A 22,701-nucleotide genomic window follows, 5' to 3' on the forward strand; every position below is an offset into this window, starting at 1 on the left:
GAATGTAGATCCCCTCACAATTTTATGCAAGTGATCGCCGACGCGATGGCTTGGTTTGTTAGCAAATAATTTTGATTACCATTTGCCCTGCTCCCTCTAACTAAGCTAGCATTTTAGAGATGATGAAAGACACCCATATCTTGGCGGACCCCGCAACTCGCCCCCATGTTTTGATCGTCGACGATCGCGCCGACAATCTCTTTGCCTACAAAGCGGCATTAAAAAAATTGGATTGCGAAACGGCCATCGTTTCCTCAGGGGCCGACGCTCTTCATAAATTAGAAAAGCAAGACTTCGCGCTGATTCTTCTGGATACGGATATGCCGGGAATGGATGGCTTTTCCACTCTTCAGAAGATGAAGACAAATTCTCAGTTTCAACACATCCCAGTGATTCTCGTTGCCGACTCCGATCTCACATCGCAGATGAGCCAACTGGCTTACGAAATGGGAGCCATTGATCTCCTTATACGTCCCTTCAACGATACACTTCTCCGAGCCAAAGTTGCGGCACTGACACAGGTTTTTCGGCAACACCGCAAGACAGTTCTTCATCTTCAGCAAATGACAATGGCGGAGAGCCAAAGCTCCATTGAAAAACAAAACTCCTTATTAAAGTTGGTCCACCATCTGGAGGAGATGCCTCACGCCTTTCTCACGATCGATACCGAGTGGAAGCTCACGTATGTTAACCGGAGCGCTGCAGAGCTTTTGGGCATAGACCCTGATCACTTTTTCAATAAAGAAATCTGGCAATTGATGCCAGTTCTAGAAGTTTTTGCGCCACTTTACAAGCAAGCCATCGAAGAGCAGCATATGCAAACCAGCGAGGCGCTCATCACATCTAATGAAACATTCGCCAACGAGCGATGGCTCGAGACTTGGGCTTACCCCGTCGACAATGGACTGGCGATATCTCTGATGGATATCACTCAAAAAAAGAATCAAATGATTCTTCAAGATCGATGTATCGCCGAACTGAGAGCCGCCAAAGAAGATGCCGAAGCGAAAGTGGCACTCAAAGCCGCATTTCTAAATAAAGTGTCACAAGAGATTCGTTACCCTTTGCAGTCTCTTTTGGAGTCTGCAGATCGCCTTAAAGATCACTCTGCAAAATTAGACAACCCGTTGAACGAAATTACTGCTCTCCACCATCACGGAGAAAGTTTATTTCGCTACATCGACGACGTGGTTGAACTTTCGGAAAACGAGTCTGATAAACTTTCCATCACCGTCGATCTCATAGATCCGCAATCGATTGTGAATGACGTTTCGTCCCTCCTCAAACTTAAAGCGAAAGAGAAGTCCCTGCATTTCCAAGTGACTTGCGATAAATCCACAGCTGGTCTCATCAAAACCGATGCCGCTCGCTTGCGAGAAATTTTGATGAATGTCGCCGATAATGCGATCAAGTACACCCACCAGGGTATTATAAAAATTCACATCTTCCCGCTCATCGCAGACGGCAAAGAGTTCACGGCGTTTGATATCACAGATACAGGCGTCGGCATCAATCCTTTTGAGCAAGACCAATTATTTGATCCTCAAAAAGGATTAAGTCTTTATGTAGCTCGTCGCTTTGCTCGAGCCCTCGGAGGTGACGTTCATCTTGTTTCTTCGCAGATGGGCCGAGGAAGTACCTTCCTGATTACGGTCGCGAATCGAGTTGAGGGATCACGCTCCCAACCCATCATATCTCAAAAGGTTCCCACCGAAATTCATCGCCCCTTGATTCCGGAGTCTTAATCCCATTGGCGGTCAACGCCGCTTGGGGATGGCTGTTTTGTCGCATGAATATCCGCAGGGAGATCAATAATGAAAGTCGCACCTTTGGATTTTTCACCTTCCGCCCTTACAGATCCTCCGTGCATGTTGATGATCCTCGCTACCGACGCAAGACCTAGTCCATTTCCCTCAAACTCTGAATCCTTATGCAAACGAACTAACGGGCGAAACAAAAGGCATGCCTGTTCTTGATCGAACCCCACCCCGTTATCTTTAACGTAAAGGGAGTCCACATGACCTGAGGACGCACGCCTTCCAATCTCAATTTCTGCCGATGCGTTCTTACCCGTGTACTTAAACGCATTCGCAATAAGATTTTCCAAGGCGAGCCTAAAAAGTTCTTTATCCGCAAAGATATGGAGGTGAGGCTCAACTTTAAAATGCACACTCCTCTGGGGTGCTTGATGAAGCAAATCGTGAAAAATTTCTTTCGCGAGTTCAGTGATGTCCACGACCTCTTTTACAACAGCTCTGTTGGTCACGGTGTGCAAGCTGAGCATCTGTTGAATCTGCGCTTTGGCTCTTAATCCCGCCTTAGTGATGCAATCGAGATATCCATTAATCTGCTCATCGACGCGCCCCCTGAGTTTAAGTTGTACTAAATCAGTAAAAGCCATCATTGTCGTTAGGGGGTTTCTAAGATCATGAACAATCGTGTTGATCGCGTTTTCTAAATAATAACCATCCTGAAAATTAGCCTGCTCCAGCGCACGATGTTTTATGGTTTCTTTTAATTCCACGTTTTCAATAGCCACCGCAGTACTGTTAGCGAGAATCTGCAAAAACCGAAGCTGATCTCCATCCGGAATGTATTCGTCGGCCCAGTAAACACCGATAGCCCCCACGGGATTATCCGCACGAATCGGAGTCATACACAAACTTTTAATAAACGTGGGACGGTAGGCATCATGAGAGACTCGTTGATCTTGATAAATATCCTTTATGACAACAACTTCTTTATGATACATGCTCCAGCCGCTCACGCAGATTTCGATGGGAAATCTTCTTCCTTTCCACAGCGGTGAAACTGCGTTTTCATCGACGTAATAACACATATCTCCATCTCTCAGAATAAAGCATGCTCCGTCAGCTCCACATAATTTTCTTGCGGCCTCTGCCACGGCGCGAGTGAGGGATTCGATAGACGTCACCATGGAAAGTTTAACGACAACATCCGTAAGTATAATAGCGGGATCATTATTATTCATAGTCACCATATGTAGTAAATAAATTCACTTTATTCTAGTTATTAGAATCCCCCTCTGCAATTCAGAATTGGTGCGTCTAAAATTTTTTCGGGATTTTGGAAGGATCTTTTCGCGGATTAAGCATTTATGAACAGACTTGACCTTTAAGGCGACAGAAATGATGATCAGCCCCATTCCGTTTGGCGACAGAAAGAGAGTACGAATGTCCTACTTTTTAAGCACCCTCGTTTTTTTTCATATGCTTGCTTTTGCAGCACCTCATCCCTACGAAGCGACAACCCCTTCGTTTCGCCAAACTCTAGAGTCCTTGGTCAGAGCCAAAATGGTGAATCCTCCTGGGGACGAAAAGAAAGCCGTGGCGATCATCGGCTCGCGACTTAAAAGAGAAGGCATTCCGTTTCAAACTATGGATTTTGGCCCCAACCGTTCCAACCTCGTTGCACGCCACAAAGGGAACGGACAAAAACGACCGCTCCTTCTCCTCGCCCATCTCGACGTCGTCGGCGTCGAACATCAGACTTGGACGTATCCCCCTCACGAGCTCACGGAGAAGGACGGATTTCTCTACGGTCGCGGGGTTCAAGATGATCTCGGCATGGCCGTGGCCAATCTCGAAATTTTTATTGCTCTTAAAAAATTAAAAGTCCCGCTCAAGCGCGACGTGATTCTCGCCTTCACCGGCGATGAAGAATCCGGAGGTGCAGGGATTAAAGCATTAATCGAAAAGCATCCCGACTGGATCGGAGACGCCGAGATCGGGCTCAATGAAGGTGGAAGTCCGGTCACAGATGACCAAGAAAAAGTTTTATTTCTCAGCATGGCGTCCGCCGAAAAAACCTATCAGGATTTTTCTCTCAAAGTCACAGGCCAAACCGGCCACTCTTCTCTCCCTCAAGGCGCTAATGCCATCGGCGTTCTGTCCCAAGCTATCGATCGCATCAACAAGCACAAACCCCAAGCTCGACTGCTGCCGGTCACTCGAAGTTATTTCCAAGAAAGAGCAAAAATCGAAGCCCCGGAGATTGCCAAATTGATCCGGCAAGTGCTGGCGGCCAAAGGAAAAATTCCCGATAAGGTGGTTGACGCGCTCATGAGCCATCCGACCTTGGGGTCCCAACTCATCACAACGTGTATTCCCACGATGATTCACGGCGGGAGTCGAGTTAACGCGTTACCGCCGGAAGCCACGGCGAATATCAACTGCCGCATTTTGCCGGATGAAACGATTGCGAGTGTCAGACAGCGAATGATTAAAATCATCAACGATCCTCGAGTCGAGATTAAAGCCGAAGGGGATTTTAGCGTTGGAGGCGCTTCCGATATTGAAGGAGCCGTTCCCGCCGCCGTTCGAAAAATCTCCCAGGAAATTTGGCCAAAGAGCCCGCTCATTTTATCAATGCTCAATGGCGCCACGGATTCACGATTTCTGCGCACCCAAACGCAGATGTATGGTTTATCCCCGTTACCACGACTCGAAAAAGACTCCGGGCGAGCTCACGGAATTGATGAGCGAATTCCAGTGTCCTCAATTCGTGTGGGATTAGAGTTTTACTACCGTCTCGTTGTCGAGCTTGCAGGCGAATAGAATTTATGAATTTACTGCAACTCCATCGCGGCTCAAAAACTTTTGGATCAAAACTCTTATTTGACGAGGCTTCGTTTGCTATCAACGAGGGGGAACATGTCGGAGTCATCGGTCCCAACGGCGCCGGCAAAACGACTCTTTTTAAAGCTCTCGTCAATCAGATCCAACTGGATTCGGGCGATCTCATTAAATCTCATAAACTCAGTATTGGTTACCTCGAACAAGAATCCAAAGAACCGCTAGATATATCTGCCGAGCAGCACCTCGATAACACGAGTACCGTCCCTCTGTGGGAACTGAAGCAATTGGGGATCAACCTTGGTCTTCTCGAAAAACATTTCGCGGTGCCATTTCATGAATCGAGCGGCGGATATCGCATGCGCATGAAACTTTTGTCTCTCGTGGGCCAACAGCCAAATCTTATGTTACTCGACGAGCCCACAAACTTTTTAGATCTCGAGAGTATTCTTACTTTGGAAAAATTCTTACAAAGCTTTGAGGGCGCTTTCCTGTTGATCTCCCATGATCGCGAGTTCCTCCGACGGACGACCGATCACACTCTTGAAGTCGAAGGGGGCGAGATCACAAAATTTCCAGGGAATATCGACGAATATTTTGAGCAAAAAGCGCAACTTCGCTCGATCCTGGAAGCGCAGGCCGCAAACCAGGACGCGAAAAGAAAGCACCTCCAAGATTTTGTCGATCGCTTCGGCGCTAAAGCCACAAAAGCGCGACAAGCCCAGAGCCGTGTCAAAATGATCGAAAAAATGGAAAAGATCGAAGTGAAAGCGCTTTCGGTTCGCGCTAAAGTGAAAATTCCGCCCCCGTCTCATTCGGGTAAAGAAATTTTAAATCTTGAGAACGCCAGCTTGGGGTACTCGGAAAAAACCGTAGTGTCTGATTGTACTATTCGCTTAGAAAAAGGCGTTCATCTCGGGGTGGTGGGCTTCAACGGGGCGGGTAAATCGACTTTACTAAAGTCCCTCGCCGGAAGACTTCCCCTTCTCTCGGGGGAGATCAATTATGGCTATCAGGTGAGCCTCTCTTATTATGCTCAGCATGTCAGCGAAGAGCTCAATCCCCAATCGACAGTCTTAGAGAGTCTACAAATGGCCGCAACACCTGATCTTAAATCCCAAGAGATTCTCAACGTGGCTGGATCACTTTTATTTTCCGGGGATGCGGTTCACAAAAAAATTTCAGTCTTATCGGGTGGCGAAAAATCCAGAGTCGCATTAGGGCAAATTCTTTTAAAAAGAAGTCCCTTGATTCTATTAGATGAGCCGACCAACCACTTGGATTTTGACACCGTTGAGGCCTTAACCGAAGCCCTTCGAGAGTATCCTGGCACCGTCGTGGTGGTCAGTCATGATCGAAGTTTCATAGGTCGTATCGCCACAAAAATTTTAGAGATTCGCGACGGTCGCGCAGAAATCTATCCCGGCACCTACGACGACTATTTGTGGAGCTTAGAAAAAGGTGCTCTCAAAGATCGCTTGGCCCAAGCGACCAACACCGCCCATTCCGATCGATCTCGGGAAAAAGTCATCTCTCAAAGCGCAGAAAAAAATCCTCCCGAAAAATCTGTGACTAAAACTGTTACAAGCAAACAACTGCAATCGGAAATTCGCGACCTTCAAAAGAAGATCAAAAAACAAGAGGACCTCGTTCAAAAATATTCTCAAGACTTGGAAAGGCTCAACTTGGATCTTGCATCCGCTCAGGGCGAAAAAATCTCCGAACTCTCAAAACAGCTCGGAGTCTGTGCCCAGAATTTACAGACGTCAGAGGATCTTCTTTTGGAATACATGGTCTCGCTCGAAAAATCGGAAACCCTTTTGCAGGGGTTAAAATAATATGAAGTTACTCCTCACTCTTTCAAATGATGCGACAAAGTCCGTGGAGGTCGAGGGAGAAATTCTCATCGCCACCTGGAACGAAAGGTATCGCTTTGGTGCTCAAAAGATGATTTTCCCCTTAGTCCTAGCGATCGGCTCTATTTTTATCCCAGTCCTCCATTTTGTACTCACACCTCTTCTCATTGTTGTGGTTTTAATCTCATTCTGGCTAGGATTTCGGAACCAGTGGAAGCTAGCGGTCTATAAACCTGCAAAATGTGTATCCTGCCGACAGACTCTCGACCTCCCTGCATATGTGGCCAACGACCGGAAGGCCGTTTGCCTCCACTGTACGGCACGCTATATCTTTTAACTCGCGTTTCGCATGTAACTTTACTGAATTCTCAGCGTATCCCAAGAATAGGACTACCTACAATTTGAGGTCGTTCTATACTTGACCTATGTTGATACGACCTCATATTACGTGAGGCCCAAAAGAGGAAAAACATGAAAACCCTGTTATTTTTCACACTATTAATTTTTGGAGTAAACGCAATGTCAGAAGCCACTCAGTATAAAAAACCGACTCAAGAAGAACTCAAATCGAAACTCACTCCCCAGCAGTACGCCTGCACCCAGGAGGAGGGCACCGAGCGCCCTTTTGAAAACGCTTATTGGGACAATAAGAAAGATGGAATTTATGTGGACATTGTTACGGGCGAGCCGTTGTTCAGTTCCCTCGATAAATACGATTCCGGTTCGGGATGGCCGAGCTTTACAAAACCTATTGAAGACAACCATCTGATCACTAAAACGGATAAAAAGCTTTTTATGGAGCGAACGGAAGTTCGTTCCAAGGCTGGAGATTCACATTTAGGCCATGTCTTCGATGACGGACCTCGAGACAAGGGCGGAAAACGTTTTTGCATTAATTCTGCTTCGCTCAATTTTATTCCAGTCGATAAAATGAAGGAGAAGGGCTACGGCAAATTTCTTTTCCCTTTCGCCGAGAAGCAAGGCTGGGAAGTGGCCACGCTGGCTGGGGGATGTTTTTGGGGAGTCGAAGATTTATTTCGTAAGGAAAAGGGCGTCATTGAGACTCACGTTGGTTATACCGGAGGTAGTACTCAAAACCCAACGTATAATGATATTAAAAAAGGTACGACAGGACATGCAGAGTCTTTGCAGATTCTTTTTGATCCTAAAATTACGACTTACGAGAACATTCTCACAACATTTTTTAAGCTTCACGATCCCACCACCTTAAATCAGCAAGGGAACGACCGCGGATCGCAGTACCGATCCGAGATATTTTATAACTCCGAAAAACAGAAAGAAGTGGCCGAAAAAGTGAAAGCGAGAGTCGATAAGTCTGGAGCCTGGAAAAAGCCCGTCGTTACTAAGATCTCAAAGTTCGACAAGTTTTGGGAGGCCGAGGATTATCATCAGGATTATTTGGTAAAAAATCCTGGCGGCTATACCTGTCACTTTGTCAGAGACGTTAAGTTTTAACGAATGTCTTCGGTAGCCATCTCGGGCATCTCAGGATCTAACTGATGACGTTCGGGGGGCTGCAAGGCTTGGTTTGCGAAAAATTCCCGAAGAGTTCTCTGATCTATACCTAAGAGATCTTTCTTTAAAGTCTCGGTGTCTTTAAAAACTAAAGTCGATTGAACAAAGCCATCCGGAAACGTGTTTAATCTGTCATAGCGCTGAAGCATAACGAAAAATGTGTTCATTCCTACAACTGAGGTCACCGCAACACCCGCCATGGGTAGCGTTGTTTCACCGAATTGAATACCAATACTCATCATCTCTGGAGCAAAGTAGGAGATCGCCGCCGTCAAAGCAGCCGAAAAGCTTCCCGTGATCAAGGTTCCCGTTTTGAGCGTTGATTTTAAGGGCGATGTTATCCATTTTGCAGGGGCAAACAGATAAACCGCGTTTTGCGTATCCACCGCTGCCAATACTTCGTTATTGAGAAAGAAGAAATCTTTGAACTCTCTACTGCCCCCCAACAAACGAGCGACACGTTGATTCTTCCATTGCACCAGATGATAAAGACGTCCTTCGGCCGTGAGTCCTATGTGGTTGTAAACATTCTCTGCAAAGGGACCGACTTCGATCCACTTCTGAAACTCAATCACTCCCACTTGCTGGAGGCCGACGTTATTATTCCGACGATAAACCTGTACGTTATTGAAAGTGAGTTTTCGGTCCTGAGGCAACTCCAGCTTATGAGAAAACAATTCTATACACTGCTGAGCCCAGCAGCTTGGCGAAAGTAATAGACATAAAGCTATCAAAGATATGACCCTCATGAACCCACCTTAATTGACGAGACGTTAACGTAAACTTCCGTAATTTCGTTGTCACGAAAGCGTGATAAATTGGATTTTTTACAGGGAGATGTTGCGCTTTCAAAACGCGGTGTTAATCTCATCTTCTAGAGGTGTTTTCATGACAGCAATGAGTTTAAGCGGCTTAAAAGTGATTTTAATTCACCAGGTTCACGAAATTGGGGAATGGTTTGGCTTCGAGACCAGGAATAAATATCAGATCCTCGATGAGACCAAAACTCCAATCGGCTTTGTGGCCGAGCAACAAAAGGGCATACTGGGCTTTCTCTTTCGTCAATACCTTGGGCATTGGCGAAAGTTCGATGTTCATTTTTTTACGGCAGATCGACAGTTGTGGTTGATCGCCCACCATCCTTTTCGTTGGTTTTTCGAACGTATCGAAATTCGCGATACTCAAGGCCAATATATCGGAGCCATTCAAAAGCGTTTTTCGATTCTCACTAAACGATTCGATGTCGAAAACTCCCGCGGCATGACGGTCATGGAAGTTTCGTCTCCCATTTGGCGTTTGTGGACTTTCACGTTTAGGCATCAAGACAAAAAAGTCGCCGAGGTTCAAAAGAAATGGAGCGGTATTTTTTCTGAGATGTTTACGGACAAAGATAATTTTCTGGTGGAATTTTCAGATCCCAGTTTAAGTGAAGAAGAACGGCGTTTGGTGATGGTATCTTCGGTATTCGTGGATCTTCTCTACTTCGAAAAAAAGCGATGAGCTCCTATCCTGCGCTTTATGGCCGCGTCAGTGGCGTGGCCGAGGTTCAACACTCGCGAGTCATTTTTATTAGTGATCACGATGGACGAGAGATTGTTTTGTCGAACACCACCCTTGGAATCAGTCTCGAAGGAACTAACTCTCATCACTACTATGTTTTCGACAAGCTTCGCCCGGACGTCCGTATCTGCATTCAAAACATTTTAGCCATTCAGCAGCTGGCCTCTTACGGAGTGGCTCCCGCCAGAGAGATCCTTGCCCAGGCTCAAAGAAAAAAATTAAAGCGGAGCGCCCTTGCCGGAGCACCCTTTTTCTTGTCCTTAGGGCTTCTTCTCCTTATTCCGTTAGTTTTGGCGCTCATTCCAGCTTCGTGGATGGCGCAAATTCTTCAACCACAGCACGAAAAAGCCCTGGGGAATCTCTTATTACCAATGATGCGCTTGCAGTTTGAAATTAAAGACAATCACCCGGCAGCTGTCCCCACCAAAAAAATCATAGACTTCATAAAAGCGGCCAACCCCGAACTTCATACTACGGAAGTTGAGGTTTACATTTCCACCAGCAAAGAGATCAACGCCTTCGCGGCTCCCGGTAATGTTATTGTCGTCAACCGCGGATTGATCGACAAGGCCGACTCCGTGGAAGAGGTCGCGGGAGTTCTCGCCCACGAGCTCGGGCATATTCATCAAAAGCATGTGGTCAAGTCCCTAGCCGGTGGCCTGGGCAGTCTCTTCGGAACCGTCCTGCTTGCAACTTTTGTAGGTTATGATGCGGCTCTTGTCGTGGCGAATGCCAGTGATTTTGTTTCCCTCAAATATTCTCGAGACGATGAACTGGCTGCCGATCAGCAAGGATTTAAGTTTCTCAACAACGCTCACGTTTCCACAGATGGGATGATTTCGTTTTTTAATAAAATTGCAGAGATGGATAAATTTCTGCCCAGTGTTTTAGCTCTCGCCAGTACCCATCCCTCATCCGTAGAACGTGCGGCGGCACTCCAGACTCTATCTGAAGAGCCTTTGGAGGTGCCTCTGAGGTCCCTTCCCGTTTCTCTTGAAGAGATCAAAAACTCTTTCGAGGGGGATAAGTAAGGAATTAAAGAACAAATCCAAAGCGGAATTCATTCACTCTTTGATTATAGTTCAGAAGAGTTTCCGCATAGCCGACATAGTATTGCATGTAGAATGCAGGGACGATGTCGAGACCGCCTAAACGAAACGAATACGCAAATTGGTACCCGCCCTGACTCCCATGCTGAGCGTACTTTCCGCCGGGCATTAACGAAATCGAGAATTCCCCTTTATCGATCCAAGCTTCGTAAAGCTGAATAAATGAAGCGGTGAGGATCACAGGCCCCATGTAATCACGAATATCATTGTTCGTAGGATCGAATCCATCGAGATACTGAAATTGGGCCGAGAATCGAACCACCCAGCGGGTGTATTCCGTATCAAAGTTAAAACGAACATACCTTCTTTCGAGAGATCGAGACTCCGCATCTTTTTTCCCATTGGACATATGGCTCCAAAAAGCAAAATCAATGGAGTCGATCATAAAGTCTTTGATTGTCCATCTATAGATGAGCTCGGGATTATAGGTGGAATCTTTGAACGGTTTGGAATCTTCGCGAAGATTCCAAAACATCTGCTGTGTATACGCGATAAAGAACGGAACATCACGAACCAGCGGCGCTTTAAAACTGAATTGCAGCTTAGAGTCGGGAACCCCATAGGCAAAGTAAAACGGATTGTGTCTCTGCAACACCTCTTGGTCTTCGCGGCGTAAAGCTTCTGACTGCTTATTTTCATCAGCCTTGTTTTCGCCCTGAGATGGCTCCTCACCTTTCTTCTCTACTTTTTTATCTCCAAAGGCTTCCGAAGGTTTTTTTTCGGTGTCAGAGTCTGGTTTTTTTTCGATAGCCAAAGATGAAAGTGTGAATGATAGAGCGACAACGATAAGAATTATTTTATTTAACATAGACTGCTTATAGATAAAAAAAGGGGACCTGTGTAGTCCCCTTAACATATTTACACTTAATAGTTTTCTACACCGTTTTTCGGCGAGCGACGACTAAGCGATAGATGTAAAGAATAAGCATCGCACCCAACACAGAGGCGATAAAGCCCGCAGGTTCGTTAGGCATATAAAAGCCCGCCGCGGAGCCAATCCAATTTGCAACAACGGATCCTGCGATACCCAGCAATGCCGTGATAATAAAACCGCCAGGATCTTTGCCCGGCATAAATAACTTAGCCACAGCTCCAATGATTAATCCGATAATAAATGCCCATATCATAATAAATGCTCCTTAATTTTTCCAGCGTCTCAACCAGTTTATCAACCAGTTTATCGACGACCCGAAGTTTGATTCCCTTTAGCTTTTAACTCTTCCAGCATTTCTTTTAAACCCTGTTTCTTCGAAACAAATCCGAGGGTCCTAAAATAAACGCTGTCCAGTTCTTTCGTCTTACTGCGATCAATGCCCGAGAGAACGATCACCGGCACTTTCCCCTGCTCCCACTTTAAGGGAATTTCAGGTTCCGTCGAGAGAACCGCTTCTGCGCGTTTGAGCGCTTCGATCCCATTCATGTCCGGAAGATTCCAATCGAGAATAATCAAATCAAAATATCCATCCATAAAGTGGTTGATCGCCTCGTAAGGATCCGTTGCGCGAGTGACTTGGCACTGAAGAATTTGTTCTATACATGGCTGCATCAAATCGCCGAAATCCTCATCATCTTCAATGAATAAAACTCTTTTGGCTTTATTCAGCTGTAAACTTCTAAGTTTGTAAATGCTTTGTGATGGTCCGAAAGACGGAGTTGATGACATCATAGAAACTCCTAGTTCTTCTTCACGTCGTCGAGTTTATCTTTACCTTCGCCGACCGCGTTTTCTACTTTGTGCTTCCCTTTTTTTAAGGCGCATTCCACTTTTCCATTCACCATCGGACAGGCCGCGTCTTTAGCCGCACGAACGCCTTTGTCTACAGTTTTACCAGCGTCACGGCCGGCTTCTTTTACGGTCTCAACAGCTGAGTCTTTGTTATCCGCAAAAGCAGATACACTCACAGAAAGAATAGCTAGGGTTGTTAATAATGTTTTCATATTTCCTCCATATTGGGGGTTAGGTGTGTTGACGAACTCTTCAATTTAAAAATCTAGGGAATATTGCGTGGGCTTCCACCTCTAAACAGAGAGACGAGGAAACTGATAATCGCTAATACCAAAAATACATATAATAGGGTCTGTCCAATCTCTAAAGACATTCCAGCAATTCCTGAAACACCAAAAATCATGGCGACCAGACCAATAACAAAGAAAGCTAACGCGGCTCTTAACATTTTGACTCCTTAAAACATGGTTTCTGAGAAATCTACTCAGCAATGATGGTGCCAGTCTAAAATTAATATATTTGATTTGAAAAGCTTGACTTGGGGATATTTGCTACATAAAACTATCAACGAGCAATAAAACCCCGAATTCCACAGGAGAGGTGAAAAATGGGACAAATACTTTTGATCGAAGACGATGCAGACTTGGCTGATATCATCGCAGGCTTTATGCGCCAAAAGGGCCACACCACGATTAAGTTTGATAACTCGGAAAAAGCCCTCGAGGACATCGTGAAGCAAAAAGTCACTGGCGATATCATCCTCACAGATTTAAAAATGCCGGGACTCTCTGGATTTGAATTGATCAAAAAACTTCACGAACAAGCCATCCAAATTCCCATCATCGTTATGACATCTCATAAGACGGTCGAAAGCGCCGTGGAGGCCGTAGAAGTGGGCGCATTTGACTTCGTCGTCAAACCACTTCACTTCCCACAGCTCTACATTTCTATCGAGAGAGCGATACATTTCTCTCGACTTAAAGACGAAAATAAAACTTTAAAATCTGTGATCCAAATTAAAGAGGGTACGGAAGTTTCAGAGATCAAAGGAAAGAGTACAGAGTTCCTCAAAGTTCTCGATCTTGCTCGTCGAGTCGCGAAAAGCAAAGCCAACGTATTTATTACCGGAGAGAGCGGTACTGGAAAAGAAGTGATCGCAAAAGCCATTCATCATATGAGCGATCGCAAGAAGAAACCCTTTGTTGCGATCAATTGCTCGGCCATTCCCGAACACCTATTAGAGTCGGAGCTCTTTGGACATGCCAAGGGCGCCTTTACCGGTGCTTCAGACAAAAAAGTCGGACTTTTCGAAGAGGCGGAGGGTGGCACTCTCTTTCTTGATGAAATCGGAGATATGAGCCTTCAGCTCCAGGCCAAGTTGCTTCGCGTGCTCCAGGAACGTAAAGTTCGCCGTGTGGGCGAGAACCAGTCGCGCAATATTGACGTTCGCGTGCTCTCCGCCACCCACAAAGACCTCGTCAAAGAAATTAAAACGGGTAAATTCCGCGAGGATTTATTCTTTAGATTGCGAGTCATCCCGATTTCGATCCCACCGCTCCGGGAGCGTAAAGATGATATTTTGCCTTTGACTGAATTCTTTCTTAAGAAATATTCAGCTCTCAATGAAAAACCTACACCTAAACTCAGCAAAGAGACGACGGAGTGGTTAATGCAGAACAGCTGGAAAGGAAATGTCAGAGAGCTAGAGAATACGATTGAAAGAGCCGTGGTCCTGTGTCAAAACTCTACGATAAACGTAGAAGACTTTATTGATTTAGAGTGGAATACGCAGCCTTCATCCGCAGACTCTTCGTCCAATTTTTTATTCGACTCGAATAAAAATTTGACAATAGATCAGCTGGTTAAGCAATATATCCAGGCAGTCCTCAAGAAAAATAAGGGCGCTAAGGATAAAACTGCAAAGGACTTAGATATCGATCGCAAGACTCTTTACAGAAAGTTGCAAGAGATTGAAACGGAAACCGGAGCACTCAACTATGATGCAAGATTATAATCTGATTGATCCCAAAGCGCTCAGCAAATACGTTGAGCGCCGACAAGGCGACGCAGACAATTGTGTTAAAGCTCTTCTCAGTGGAGATTTTAAGTTTATCGCTGAGGTTGCGCATAAAATCAAAGGCAACGGAACCACTTTTGGCTACCCGGAGCTTTCTCAACTTGGAGAAAGACTGGAAGTTGTGGCTCTTCAAGGAGACAAAGAGGGACTTTCTCAGTGCCTGAGCGAATTCCAAAAATGGATAGATACCACCAAGAAATCAATCTGAAATTTCGTCGATTAAATTCTCAAGATCTTTAAAACTAAGAGGCTTCGTTAAGAAAGCTGTAGCCTCATAATTCATCGCAATTGAGTCCAGATGCGTTTCCGCAGATAAAAAAATGACCGGCATAAAAACCTGAGGGAACTTATCTCTCACCGCATTTGCGATTTCGCCACCAGACATATCGGGCAGACGATAATCCAAGATAATTAAATGGGGAGGAGACGCCTGCAAGGTAATGGCATCAATGGCATCCTTCCCATTACTAAATGCCATCACATTGTATTTTAAGCTCTTTAAATTGAATTCTAAGACCTCTCTCAGATCATCATCATCCTCCACCAAAAGAAGATCCTTACGCCCTTCCATTTTAGTGACATTCTCTGCGGACGTGGACTGGGTGACGATGACATCAGGAATGATAATCTTAAAATTAGTACCCTTACCCGGCTGACTTTCCACATCAATAGATCCGTCATGAGCCAACACAAGCTCTTTTACAATCGCTAACCCTAGGCCTACCCCCAAGCGCTTGTTCATCTTATCCTGCCAGTACTTATCAAAAATTCGATTGAGGGATTCTTGATCAATTCCAATTCCAGAATCGATAACGTTGATATTTAAATGGCCACTTTGAATCCTAAAAGCGAGCGAAACTTTTCCATACGGCGGCGTAAACTTGAGAGCATTCCCGAGAAGATTCGAAAGAATTTGAAAAACCCGGTCGAAATCAATTTTGACCACGTGATCCACATTCTCAGTGTCGAGAGAGAATTTGATGTCTTTCTCGCGAGCCAGCGGCTCAAAAATTTGGTAAAAATCCTGGATAAAGATTTTTAAATTTCTTTTTTTCTTATTGAGCACCAAGGTGCCCGCATCAATTCTGACTTTATCTAAGATATCCGAAATTAGACCATTCATACGTCGAGACGTTCGCAAGATCGCCTTAATGTTATTATCCATGCTGCCCGCGGAAAGATGAGGATCTGCGTTGAGAGATTTAATCATCGCCTCGGCATTGAGCTGAATGGCGGCTAACGGGTTTCGTAAATCATGAGAAACAATGGCCAGCATCTCCTCACGAGCCTTCACCGCAGCTTCTTTTTCCTTTTGCGCCTCTGATTCTCTTTCTAAGATCTTTCGCTCCCAGAGAACTTTATCGATGGAGATGGGAAGTCGAGCCAAATTTGATTTGATCACGACGTCATTGGCTCCCGCCTTAAGAATATCTACCGTAGCCTCTTCACCAATAGCTCCGGAAACAAGAATAAATGGAATGTTTTTATCTTTTTCCCGCACAAGATCGAGCGCCTTGTGCGCGCTAAATCCAGGCAAATTAAAGTCAGAAAGTACGACGTCCCAATCGCGACTACCGAGTTTTATGAGAAGTTCAGCCTCGCTTGTCGCCTGCTCGTAAGCCTCAATCGTGTAAGACTTCTTGAGCGTTCTCCCAATGAGGAAAAAATCAGATGGCGAATCTTCGATAAATAGGACGTTCACAGACTCTCTTTCTCAGGCCCCTGGTTGAGGACCAACCAATACATTCCTAAATTGTTGACGGCCACCATAAATTTATCAAAATCAACGGGCTTAAGGACGTAAGAATTGGCTCCCAGATCATAGCCAGCGCACACATCTTTATCTTCGCTCGAGGTGGTTAAAATCACCACCGGAAGTCTTTTGGTCTTAGGATTACTCCGCACGGCTCGCAAAACCTCAATGCCATCAAGCTTAGGCAATTTGAGATCCAAAAGAACAAACTGAGGAAGCGGTTCGTTTTCGAGGTGAGTGTATTTCCCTTGTCGAAAAATATAATCGAGAGCCTCTTGCCCATCTCGAACCACATCCACTTTGTTGAGAATATTATTCTTTTGCAGTGCCCGGATGGTTAAGATTTCATCCTGTTGATTGTCCTCAACAAGTAAGATTATTTTTTCTTTAAGCATAAGCCTCTCCTGCCGATTTATCTTCTTTTGCTATTTCCGTGTACGCGTGCGCGGGCAATCTAAAATAGAAAGTGGCGCCTTCACCCACAGCGGCTTCGGCCCACACGTCACCGCCGTGCCTTTGTAAAACTCTTTTGACGGTGGCTAATCCAATGCCGCTTCCTTTAAATTCTTTATTTAAATGCAATCTTTGAAAGGCGCCGAAAAGTTTCGAGTAATACTGCATATCAAAGCCCACACCGTTATCTTGCACAAAAAAGACAGGCCCAGACTCCGTCTCCTGCTCTCCAAAAATGACCTTCGGCTTCTCGGCCTTCGAAGAATATTTGATGGCGTTCGAAACAAGATTCTCAATGGCAATCTTCATCAGAGCGCGATCCGCAGAAACAAGATGCTTACCCATCACGCGAATTTCAAATTCCGGCGTTCGAGTTTGGAAGTCGAGGCTATTGTGGCTCGAGGAAATGACTTCTTTAAAAAGCTCTGCAATATCGAATTCGGAAAAATCCAAATTGGATCGATTGATTCTCGAAAGCCTTAGGAGATCATCAATGAGATATCCCATTTTTTGAACACCTTCTCGTATAAAGTTGAGATAACTTTTTCCGGTGTCATCGAGCACATGGGTGTAATCCTCAATCAAGGCAAGACTAAATCCATCAATCCCACGCAGTGGGGCTCGCAAATCGTGAGAGACAGAATACGAAAAGGCCTCCAATTCGTCGGTCGTCGCCTTCAATAGAGCCGTGCGCTCGCTCACTTTGATCTCGAGATTCGAATTGAGTTCCACAATTTCTGTTTGCGCCGACTGAAGCTTTAATAGGTTGGAATTAAAAACGTTAAACAAAGTTATGATTTGTTTTCGTAAGTTCCATATCAAAAACGCCGAAAACAATAAACCAATCCCAAGCCCATAGATGATCACCATTTGAGCATTATGTGTCGTTTTCTCCTTAAGGTCTTGGTACACTTCGGTCTCGGAATTGATCACGTTTTGAGAGCTTTCCCTCACCTTATCCATTATAACCTTACCCTTAACTTCGTTCTCCGAGGCTTCTTTTTCGGAGACACGACGGGGCTGACCTCGCTCGTCGAATATCGTTTGCTTTTGGAGCTTAAGCCACTCTCCCACCAAACTGTCGATCAAATAAACATTGTCTTTGATCATGGGCTTCTGAGCCGTCAGTTGCTTAAGGCTTTCTATCTTCTCGCGATAGACCTTCTCTCCCCGCTCAAAGGGCTCGAGAAACACTGGATTATTTGTGATGTAATATCCTCGGACACCGGTCTCCATATCAATGAGAGTCTTCTCGGTATTGATACTTCGACGAACCACCAGATGGCTTTGGTCGGCCTCCTCGGCTAACCAAATCAGCGAGTTGATTTGATAAACAAAGAAGATCGCCAAAAGTCCCATAGCGGCGATCGTCGAACCAATCGAAAAAATAAGCGATCGACTGAGATCATTTTTAAGTAAACCATAATTTTCATCGGGCAACGGACCCGGCATATTTCTGTGCGGCATATGTTAGCATTTCGATTATTTGAGTTTCTAAGGTTTGTCAAAAAATCTCCGGCCTTTTGAACATTTCTTAGAGTGAAGATTTCTCCCTTAAACTGCACCGCTCCCGCGCCTATAGGACGTCGTTTGCCCCACCTGCTCTGACTCATTGAGAGCATTCACCAGACCGTTTTGTTCGGAATCTTTCGTCGACATCAATTGGACGTGATCTTTAGGGTTCGGTTTGTGGGAAACGGATCTGGATTTTCGAACTGAGAGTGGTTGTTTCTGCATAGGACCTCTTTCGCTTTCCTACGACAATGAATTGCAAGCGACAGGCCACGACAACAATCTAGCCCGTCTATTATGGCGCAGAGTCATGGGGCTAATCGCCTCGGCTCGAGATATTTTCCGCCCCGACTCCGACTATAAACTAATTATATTCAATTTTAGTTTGGCATCGAAGCTGCAATCGGTAAGGGTATATCGCTGCAGTCTGCAGTGATTTCAACCAACCCCCATTCCCGTCTTTACAAAGGCGTGCCTAAACAGAGCACGCCTTTTCTTTTTGGCCCATGAGCAATAAGGGCAAAAAAAAGGGAACTCATAGAGTTCCCTTTTGTGAAACATTAACAACGTCAAACTACTTTCGGTTATTGTGAGAGTCTTTTGGCGAAGACGCTCTAAGTGTCTTGGCCACAAGAAAACCCAACGCGAACACACCTGCCGCTGTATAATAGGGGTGACGTCGTGCTAAGGAAAAGGCTCGTTTTCCAAAAGCTAGCGATACGCCGGCCGCGACGTCGTACTTTTCGACGAATAACTTGCTCCACTTTTCAAAATCGACTCCGACTTTAGAGACAGATGATGACAGCGTATCGCTGACGGTTTTCATCAACTCCGAGGGTGGCATGGCTTGACCCATCGATTGGGCCGATTTACCATTCATCGCTTCTTTGACTTCGTTCTGCACATCTGGTTGCATAATTTCTCCTTGCTTTCGCTGCGGTTAATTACTGGTCTTTGCGTAAGCTTTCTTTAACATGATCTGAAACCTCAACAGATTTCTTTTCGAACTTTTCGAAGATGTCCTTCAATGACTGACTGACCTCTTCTTTTTTTGAGCCATACTTCTGAACAATGAGACCACCAATGGCCTCCATACTGCCCTTGGTTTGCTCGAGATCATCACCGGTGATATTTCCCCAGGCTTTGCGGATTTCACCTTTGATCTCTTGCCATTTCCCTTTTGCTTGATCTTGATTCATAAATACTCCTTATGTTGATCTCGTTTGATTACTGAATACTCTTTGATTCTATGATGATATCTACACGGCGATTTGTTGCGCGACCCTGTTTGGTCTTATTCGTCGTCAATGGTTTCTCAAACCCATAGCCTTCGGCAGTGATCTGACCATCTTCAATGGCATTTTGGCTCACGAAATACTTTTTAACAGACTCCGCACGTTTCTCAGAAAGAGTTTTATTCACCTTCGCAGAACCGACAGAATCAGTATGACCTTCTACTGTCACTTGAGCATCCGGCACGACTGTGAACAATTGCTTCACCTTTTCAAGAGTGGCGTAGGAATCCGGTTTTACTTCAGAGCGAGCGGTATCAAAGTTCACTTTTCTTAAGCGTACGATCAATTTGTCATTATCCTGGAGAACTTCAGCCTCGTTCGCAGCAAACTGCTTTTTGGCTTCTGCAATTCTCTTCTCCATAGTTTCTTTAACCGCATACTCGTTGTTCTTTTGAGCTAATGCCGATAATTTTTCATTTGAACTCTTATTGCGCTCTTGCATGCGTGCCAACGACTCGCTGGTGTCTTGCAATTTTAGATCTTGTTCAAAAATTGTGAGGGCTCCCGCTTCGTTGATTTTTTTCTCACGAGCGATGTCGGTCACTTTATTCAATTTATTGGCGGCAAATAAAGCTTTGGAAACCGCTTCGGTGTAAGCGCTCGGTTGACGACGGTTCGCCTCGATCGACTTTTCAGCGGATTTGAAAAGAGCTACAGCTTCCTGATAACTTTGGGGAGCTTTATCATCACCGTCATTTTTTACAGCTTTGGCAATTAAAGATTGGCTCTCTCCGAGGTTGGCTGCTTTTAAAGAACGAAGCTCTACGTCTAAGTAGTTATTTTCAAGACGGGCTAAAGTCTTGGCGTCGACCTCGTAGTCGCCATCTTCGATATCCTCACCTACGTCTGCGAGCTCGTTGTCGGCTTTCTTAAGCTCTTTACCCATCAATTGATGAGCTCCAGCATCAAGAGCATTTTGTCGAGCGGCAAGAACCGTCTCTAATGACTTGCTATATTTTTCGCCGTTGGCTTCCACTTCACGAAGGTACCCAAGAGCCTGACCTACATCTTCAAGAATATCATCAGAATCATCGCTATCCTGAACGCCTTCACGGGCTTCTGCGATAGAATCCTGGGCTTTTTCAAAAAGATTTGGCGAAAGTCTGTCATATTGTTTAGTTACGAGCTCCTTCGACTTCGTTTCAGCATTGGTAAGCTCTTGAACGGGATTTGAGCCCGAGGCAATATCTACTTTTTTGACCTTAGATGCACAAGCGATGAGCCCAGAGCATGCGGCAACGACGAGAGTATTAACAAAGAAGGTGTGCTTCGTCTTGATGTGCTCGCGATCCTGTTGAATGGTTTGTGTCTTATTTTCACTGAGGGGTGTGTTTGCGTTCATTTTTTCTCCTTATCAGAACATTAGAACTACAACCCTTTATTCAATTACAGTGCCTAGATTAAACCAGCCTGTGCCAGGTATATAAGATCTGAATAAGGAAAATAAGAACGGAGGAGGCGTTTAGCCTCCTAGTGATGATTTTTGCCCGGGCTTATTCTCTGTGAGGAACCACATTGTACGGATCATTCTCCTTAAGAAGAGAATACACATGATTAGACATGAGTCCGACGATGCGTCGGTACTCACCGAGCACATCAAGATGAATTGATGAAGTATTTATAGAGTCCGCACTCCCCTTAACCATTCGGGAAATGTGCGCTTCGCGCATTTTCTGCTCCATCTTTCGAATCTCACGCTTATGAAATATTACCTTACTGGCAAGCTCTCTATCGCGAGTTTGAAAACAACAGATCGCCATTTCGGAGACTTGCATGACGGCCGTGTACATTTCCTCGAGATCTCTTAACCCATCCTCGGGAAAAATAACTTTGAGCGTATGGGTTTTAGCGGAAAGCTCTAAAAGTTGATTATCGACAACATCGGCTGAGGACTCCAAATCTGCCGAGTAGTTCATGAGTCGAATCATTTCCATTTGAATCGCTTGGGGCGCTTGCTCCAAATTTTGAGCAAGATATAAGTTGAGTTCTCGGGAAAGAATATCTGTTTGATCGTCACGCTTCCGAATGCTGGCCACAAGATCAGGATCGCCCTTTCTGAGGATGATCAACGAATCCCGAATCATACTAAGTACGATGTCAGACATTCTTAAAATTTCTCTTTCCGCATAGGCCGCAATGATCGAAGGCGACTCCCACTCTGATTTTTTTAAAAATTGGACTCCGAACTCCTTCTCTTCATCAGATATTGGGATCAGCGACTGAATAAATCTCGCTCCAGCATTCACACCTGGATAAAATAAAAGCGCGGCGAGGCAGTTATAGGCCGTATTGAGATTGGCCACGTCTCGTTCTAGCGCTCCGGTCGTTAACCAATCTGCAAGATAAGTAGAGACCGGGAGAAAGACAATAACACTGGCAATTTTATAAAAACAATGGGCCCATGCCACTCTCTTCCCTATCGTGTTGGCCCCGGTAGCGGCAATCAGCGCCGTGGCCGTCGTTCCGATGTTGGCACCAAAAATCCAAAAAATACTGTCGTGAATAGAGATGAGATTGTGTCCCGTGAGAGCCATCGCCAGACCGATCGTTACGGCACTCGAATGTACAATTGCAGTAAATATGCCCGTCGCCGCCAAAGTCAAAAACGGATTCTCCTGTAACGCCTTCAAAGCAGAAACAAAAGCCTCGGAGTGCCCAAGATCCTTGGTGCTGAATCGGATAAGTTCTAACCCCCAGAACAGTAGGCCAAATCCCATAATGGTTGCCATCCATTCCTTAATCACCCGCCGCCGACTAAAAAAATTAACGAAAAAAGCGATTCCAAAAAGCGCTAACCCGTATTTAGAAATATTAAAACTTAAAAGCTGAACTGTAATCGTTGAGCCAATCGCTGTCCCTAGAATTAGGCTCATGACTTGGGAGAGATTCACGACCTTGGCGGCACCGAGCCCTACTAGCATGGTGGTCACCGCCGCCGAGCTCTGAAAGATGACCGTCAAAGCAATTCCTAGGAAAACTCCCCAGTACGGCTTATTTGATAAAATTTGGAAAATATTACGGATTTTTTCTGCAGATAAACTTTGTAAATTCTCGCTCACCAGATTGAGACCGTAAATAAACAGAGCTACGGCCCCTATAAAAATCACTAAAGATGAATGGTCCAAGTCAAACCCCTTCCAGTTTTAGAATGCTCCCCTCCTTGAAAAAATTCAACGGCTTATTTTCCCTAAACCCCCTTCCTCTTTGACGAATGTGGCGCAGAGAGCTA

24 protein-coding genes are annotated in these 22,701 nt (G+C 45.2%); 9 read left to right on the forward strand and 15 right to left on the reverse strand.

Annotation, left to right across the window (positions count from 1 at the left end; genetic code table 11):
• Positions 1–119: 119 nt before the first annotated feature.
• Positions 120–1,745 carry a response regulator gene (locus tag K2Q26_15440; protein MBY0316914.1) on the forward strand — a complete coding sequence of 542 codons (1,626 nt, stop codon included), beginning with the start codon at positions 120–122 and terminating at the stop codon, positions 1,743–1,745.
• On the opposite strand, the gene K2Q26_15445 is transcribed toward K2Q26_15440, so the two are convergent.
• The gene (locus tag K2Q26_15445) at positions 1,742–2,992 is read right to left on the reverse strand and encodes a HAMP domain-containing histidine kinase (GenBank protein ID MBY0316915.1); all 1,251 of its coding nucleotides are present in this window, start codon (positions 2,990–2,992) and stop codon (positions 1,742–1,744) included. The genes K2Q26_15440 and K2Q26_15445 overlap by 4 nt on opposite strands.
• 202 nt (positions 2,993–3,194) lie before the next feature.
• Between K2Q26_15445 and K2Q26_15450 the strand changes: the two genes are divergently transcribed.
• From K2Q26_15450 to K2Q26_15465, 4 genes are all read left to right on the forward strand, one after another.
• Entirely contained in the window at positions 3,195–4,577 is a 1,383-nt protein-coding gene (locus K2Q26_15450) for a M20/M25/M40 family metallo-hydrolase (GenBank protein MBY0316916.1), read from the forward strand.
• Positions 4,578–4,582: 5 nt separating this feature from the next.
• Entirely contained in the window at positions 4,583–6,433 is a 1,851-nt protein-coding gene (locus K2Q26_15455; GenBank protein MBY0316917.1) for an ATP-binding cassette domain-containing protein, read from the forward strand.
• Position 6,434: 1 nt separating this feature from the next.
• The gene (locus tag K2Q26_15460; GenBank protein ID MBY0316918.1) at positions 6,435–6,788 is read left to right on the forward strand and encodes a hypothetical protein; all 354 of its coding nucleotides are present in this window, start codon (positions 6,435–6,437) and stop codon (positions 6,786–6,788) included.
• A 182-nt stretch (positions 6,789–6,970) separates the two neighbouring features.
• Entirely contained in the window at positions 6,971–7,927 is a 957-nt protein-coding gene (locus K2Q26_15465) for a bifunctional methionine sulfoxide reductase B/A protein (GenBank protein ID MBY0316919.1), read from the forward strand.
• Here the strand turns inward: K2Q26_15465 and K2Q26_15470 are convergent.
• Complete coding sequence (locus tag K2Q26_15470) at positions 7,924–8,736, reverse strand: hypothetical protein (protein MBY0316920.1); 813 nt, start codon at positions 8,734–8,736, stop codon at positions 7,924–7,926. The two genes, K2Q26_15465 and K2Q26_15470, sit on opposite strands and share 4 nt — an antisense overlap.
• A 139-nt stretch (positions 8,737–8,875) precedes the next feature.
• On the opposite strand from K2Q26_15470, the gene K2Q26_15475 reads away from it, so the two are divergent.
• The gene (locus tag K2Q26_15475) at positions 8,876–9,487 is read left to right on the forward strand and encodes a hypothetical protein (protein ID MBY0316921.1); all 612 of its coding nucleotides are present in this window, start codon (positions 8,876–8,878) and stop codon (positions 9,485–9,487) included.
• Entirely contained in the window at positions 9,484–10,578 is a 1,095-nt protein-coding gene (locus tag K2Q26_15480; protein ID MBY0316922.1) for a M48 family metallopeptidase, read from the forward strand. Before K2Q26_15475 ends, K2Q26_15480 begins: the two co-directional genes overlap by 4 nt.
• Before the next feature lie 4 nt (positions 10,579–10,582).
• Here K2Q26_15480 and K2Q26_15485 read toward each other — a convergent pair whose 3' ends face one another.
• The 5 genes from K2Q26_15485 to K2Q26_15505 all read right to left on the reverse strand — a co-directional run bounded on the left by K2Q26_15485 (position 10,583) and on the right by K2Q26_15505 (position 12,830).
• Positions 10,583–11,464 carry a phospholipase A gene (locus K2Q26_15485; GenBank protein MBY0316923.1) on the reverse strand — a complete coding sequence of 294 codons (882 nt, stop codon included), beginning with the start codon at positions 11,462–11,464 and terminating at the stop codon, positions 10,583–10,585.
• 67 nt (positions 11,465–11,531) lie between these two features.
• Positions 11,532–11,783, reverse strand: coding sequence for a GlsB/YeaQ/YmgE family stress response membrane protein (locus K2Q26_15490; GenBank protein MBY0316924.1), 252 nt, complete (start codon positions 11,781–11,783; stop codon positions 11,532–11,534).
• Between the two features lie 50 nt (positions 11,784–11,833).
• Entirely contained in the window at positions 11,834–12,322 is a 489-nt protein-coding gene (locus K2Q26_15495) for a response regulator (protein ID MBY0316925.1), read from the reverse strand.
• A gap of 8 nt (positions 12,323–12,330) precedes the next feature.
• A complete protein-coding gene (locus K2Q26_15500; protein ID MBY0316926.1) occupies positions 12,331–12,594 on the reverse strand; it encodes a hypothetical protein in 264 nt (87 codons plus the stop codon).
• Between the two features lie 53 nt (positions 12,595–12,647).
• Positions 12,648–12,830, reverse strand: coding sequence for a DUF1328 domain-containing protein (locus K2Q26_15505; GenBank protein ID MBY0316927.1), 183 nt, complete (start codon positions 12,828–12,830; stop codon positions 12,648–12,650).
• Between the two features lie 159 nt (positions 12,831–12,989).
• Here K2Q26_15505 and K2Q26_15510 point away from each other — a divergent pair, with 159 nt between their 5' ends.
• Positions 12,990–14,396 carry a sigma-54 dependent transcriptional regulator gene (locus tag K2Q26_15510; GenBank protein MBY0316928.1) on the forward strand — a complete coding sequence of 469 codons (1,407 nt, stop codon included), beginning with the start codon at positions 12,990–12,992 and terminating at the stop codon, positions 14,394–14,396.
• Positions 14,380–14,667 (forward strand): Hpt domain-containing protein, encoded by a 288-nt coding sequence (locus K2Q26_15515; protein MBY0316929.1) that lies wholly within the window; start codon positions 14,380–14,382, stop codon positions 14,665–14,667. Before K2Q26_15510 ends, K2Q26_15515 begins: the two co-directional genes overlap by 17 nt.
• On the opposite strand, the gene K2Q26_15520 is transcribed toward K2Q26_15515, so the two are convergent.
• The 8 genes from K2Q26_15520 to K2Q26_15555 all read right to left on the reverse strand — a co-directional run bounded on the left by K2Q26_15520 (position 14,659) and on the right by K2Q26_15555 (position 22,597).
• Positions 14,659–16,161 (reverse strand): response regulator, encoded by a 1,503-nt coding sequence (locus K2Q26_15520; GenBank protein MBY0316930.1) that lies wholly within the window; start codon positions 16,159–16,161, stop codon positions 14,659–14,661. The two genes, K2Q26_15515 and K2Q26_15520, sit on opposite strands and share 9 nt — an antisense overlap.
• A complete protein-coding gene (locus K2Q26_15525) occupies positions 16,158–16,607 on the reverse strand; it encodes a response regulator (GenBank protein MBY0316931.1) in 450 nt (149 codons plus the stop codon). Before K2Q26_15525 ends, K2Q26_15520 begins: the two co-directional genes overlap by 4 nt.
• Positions 16,600–18,117: a CHASE3 domain-containing protein gene (locus K2Q26_15530; GenBank protein MBY0316932.1), complete on the reverse strand. Its 1,518-nt coding sequence runs from the start codon at positions 18,115–18,117 to the stop codon at positions 16,600–16,602. The genes K2Q26_15525 and K2Q26_15530 overlap by 8 nt, the downstream gene beginning before the upstream one ends.
• 102 nt (positions 18,118–18,219) lie before the next feature.
• Entirely contained in the window at positions 18,220–18,402 is a 183-nt protein-coding gene (locus tag K2Q26_15535; GenBank protein MBY0316933.1) for a hypothetical protein, read from the reverse strand.
• Positions 18,403–18,751: 349 nt separating this feature from the next.
• A complete protein-coding gene (locus tag K2Q26_15540) occupies positions 18,752–19,093 on the reverse strand; it encodes a hypothetical protein (GenBank protein MBY0316934.1) in 342 nt (113 codons plus the stop codon).
• A 28-nt stretch (positions 19,094–19,121) separates the two neighbouring features.
• Positions 19,122–19,376: a CsbD family protein gene (locus tag K2Q26_15545; protein ID MBY0316935.1), complete on the reverse strand. Its 255-nt coding sequence runs from the start codon at positions 19,374–19,376 to the stop codon at positions 19,122–19,124.
• A 28-nt stretch (positions 19,377–19,404) separates the two neighbouring features.
• Entirely contained in the window at positions 19,405–20,814 is a 1,410-nt protein-coding gene (locus tag K2Q26_15550) for an OmpA family protein (GenBank protein ID MBY0316936.1), read from the reverse strand.
• Between the two features lie 151 nt (positions 20,815–20,965).
• A complete protein-coding gene (locus tag K2Q26_15555) occupies positions 20,966–22,597 on the reverse strand; it encodes a Na/Pi cotransporter family protein (protein ID MBY0316937.1) in 1,632 nt (543 codons plus the stop codon).
• Between the last annotated feature and the right edge of the window lie 104 nt (positions 22,598–22,701).

The organism is Bdellovibrionales bacterium (assembly GCA_019750295.1).
Taxonomy (GTDB): domain Bacteria; phylum Bdellovibrionota; class Bdellovibrionia; order Bdellovibrionales; family JAGQZY01; genus JAIEOS01.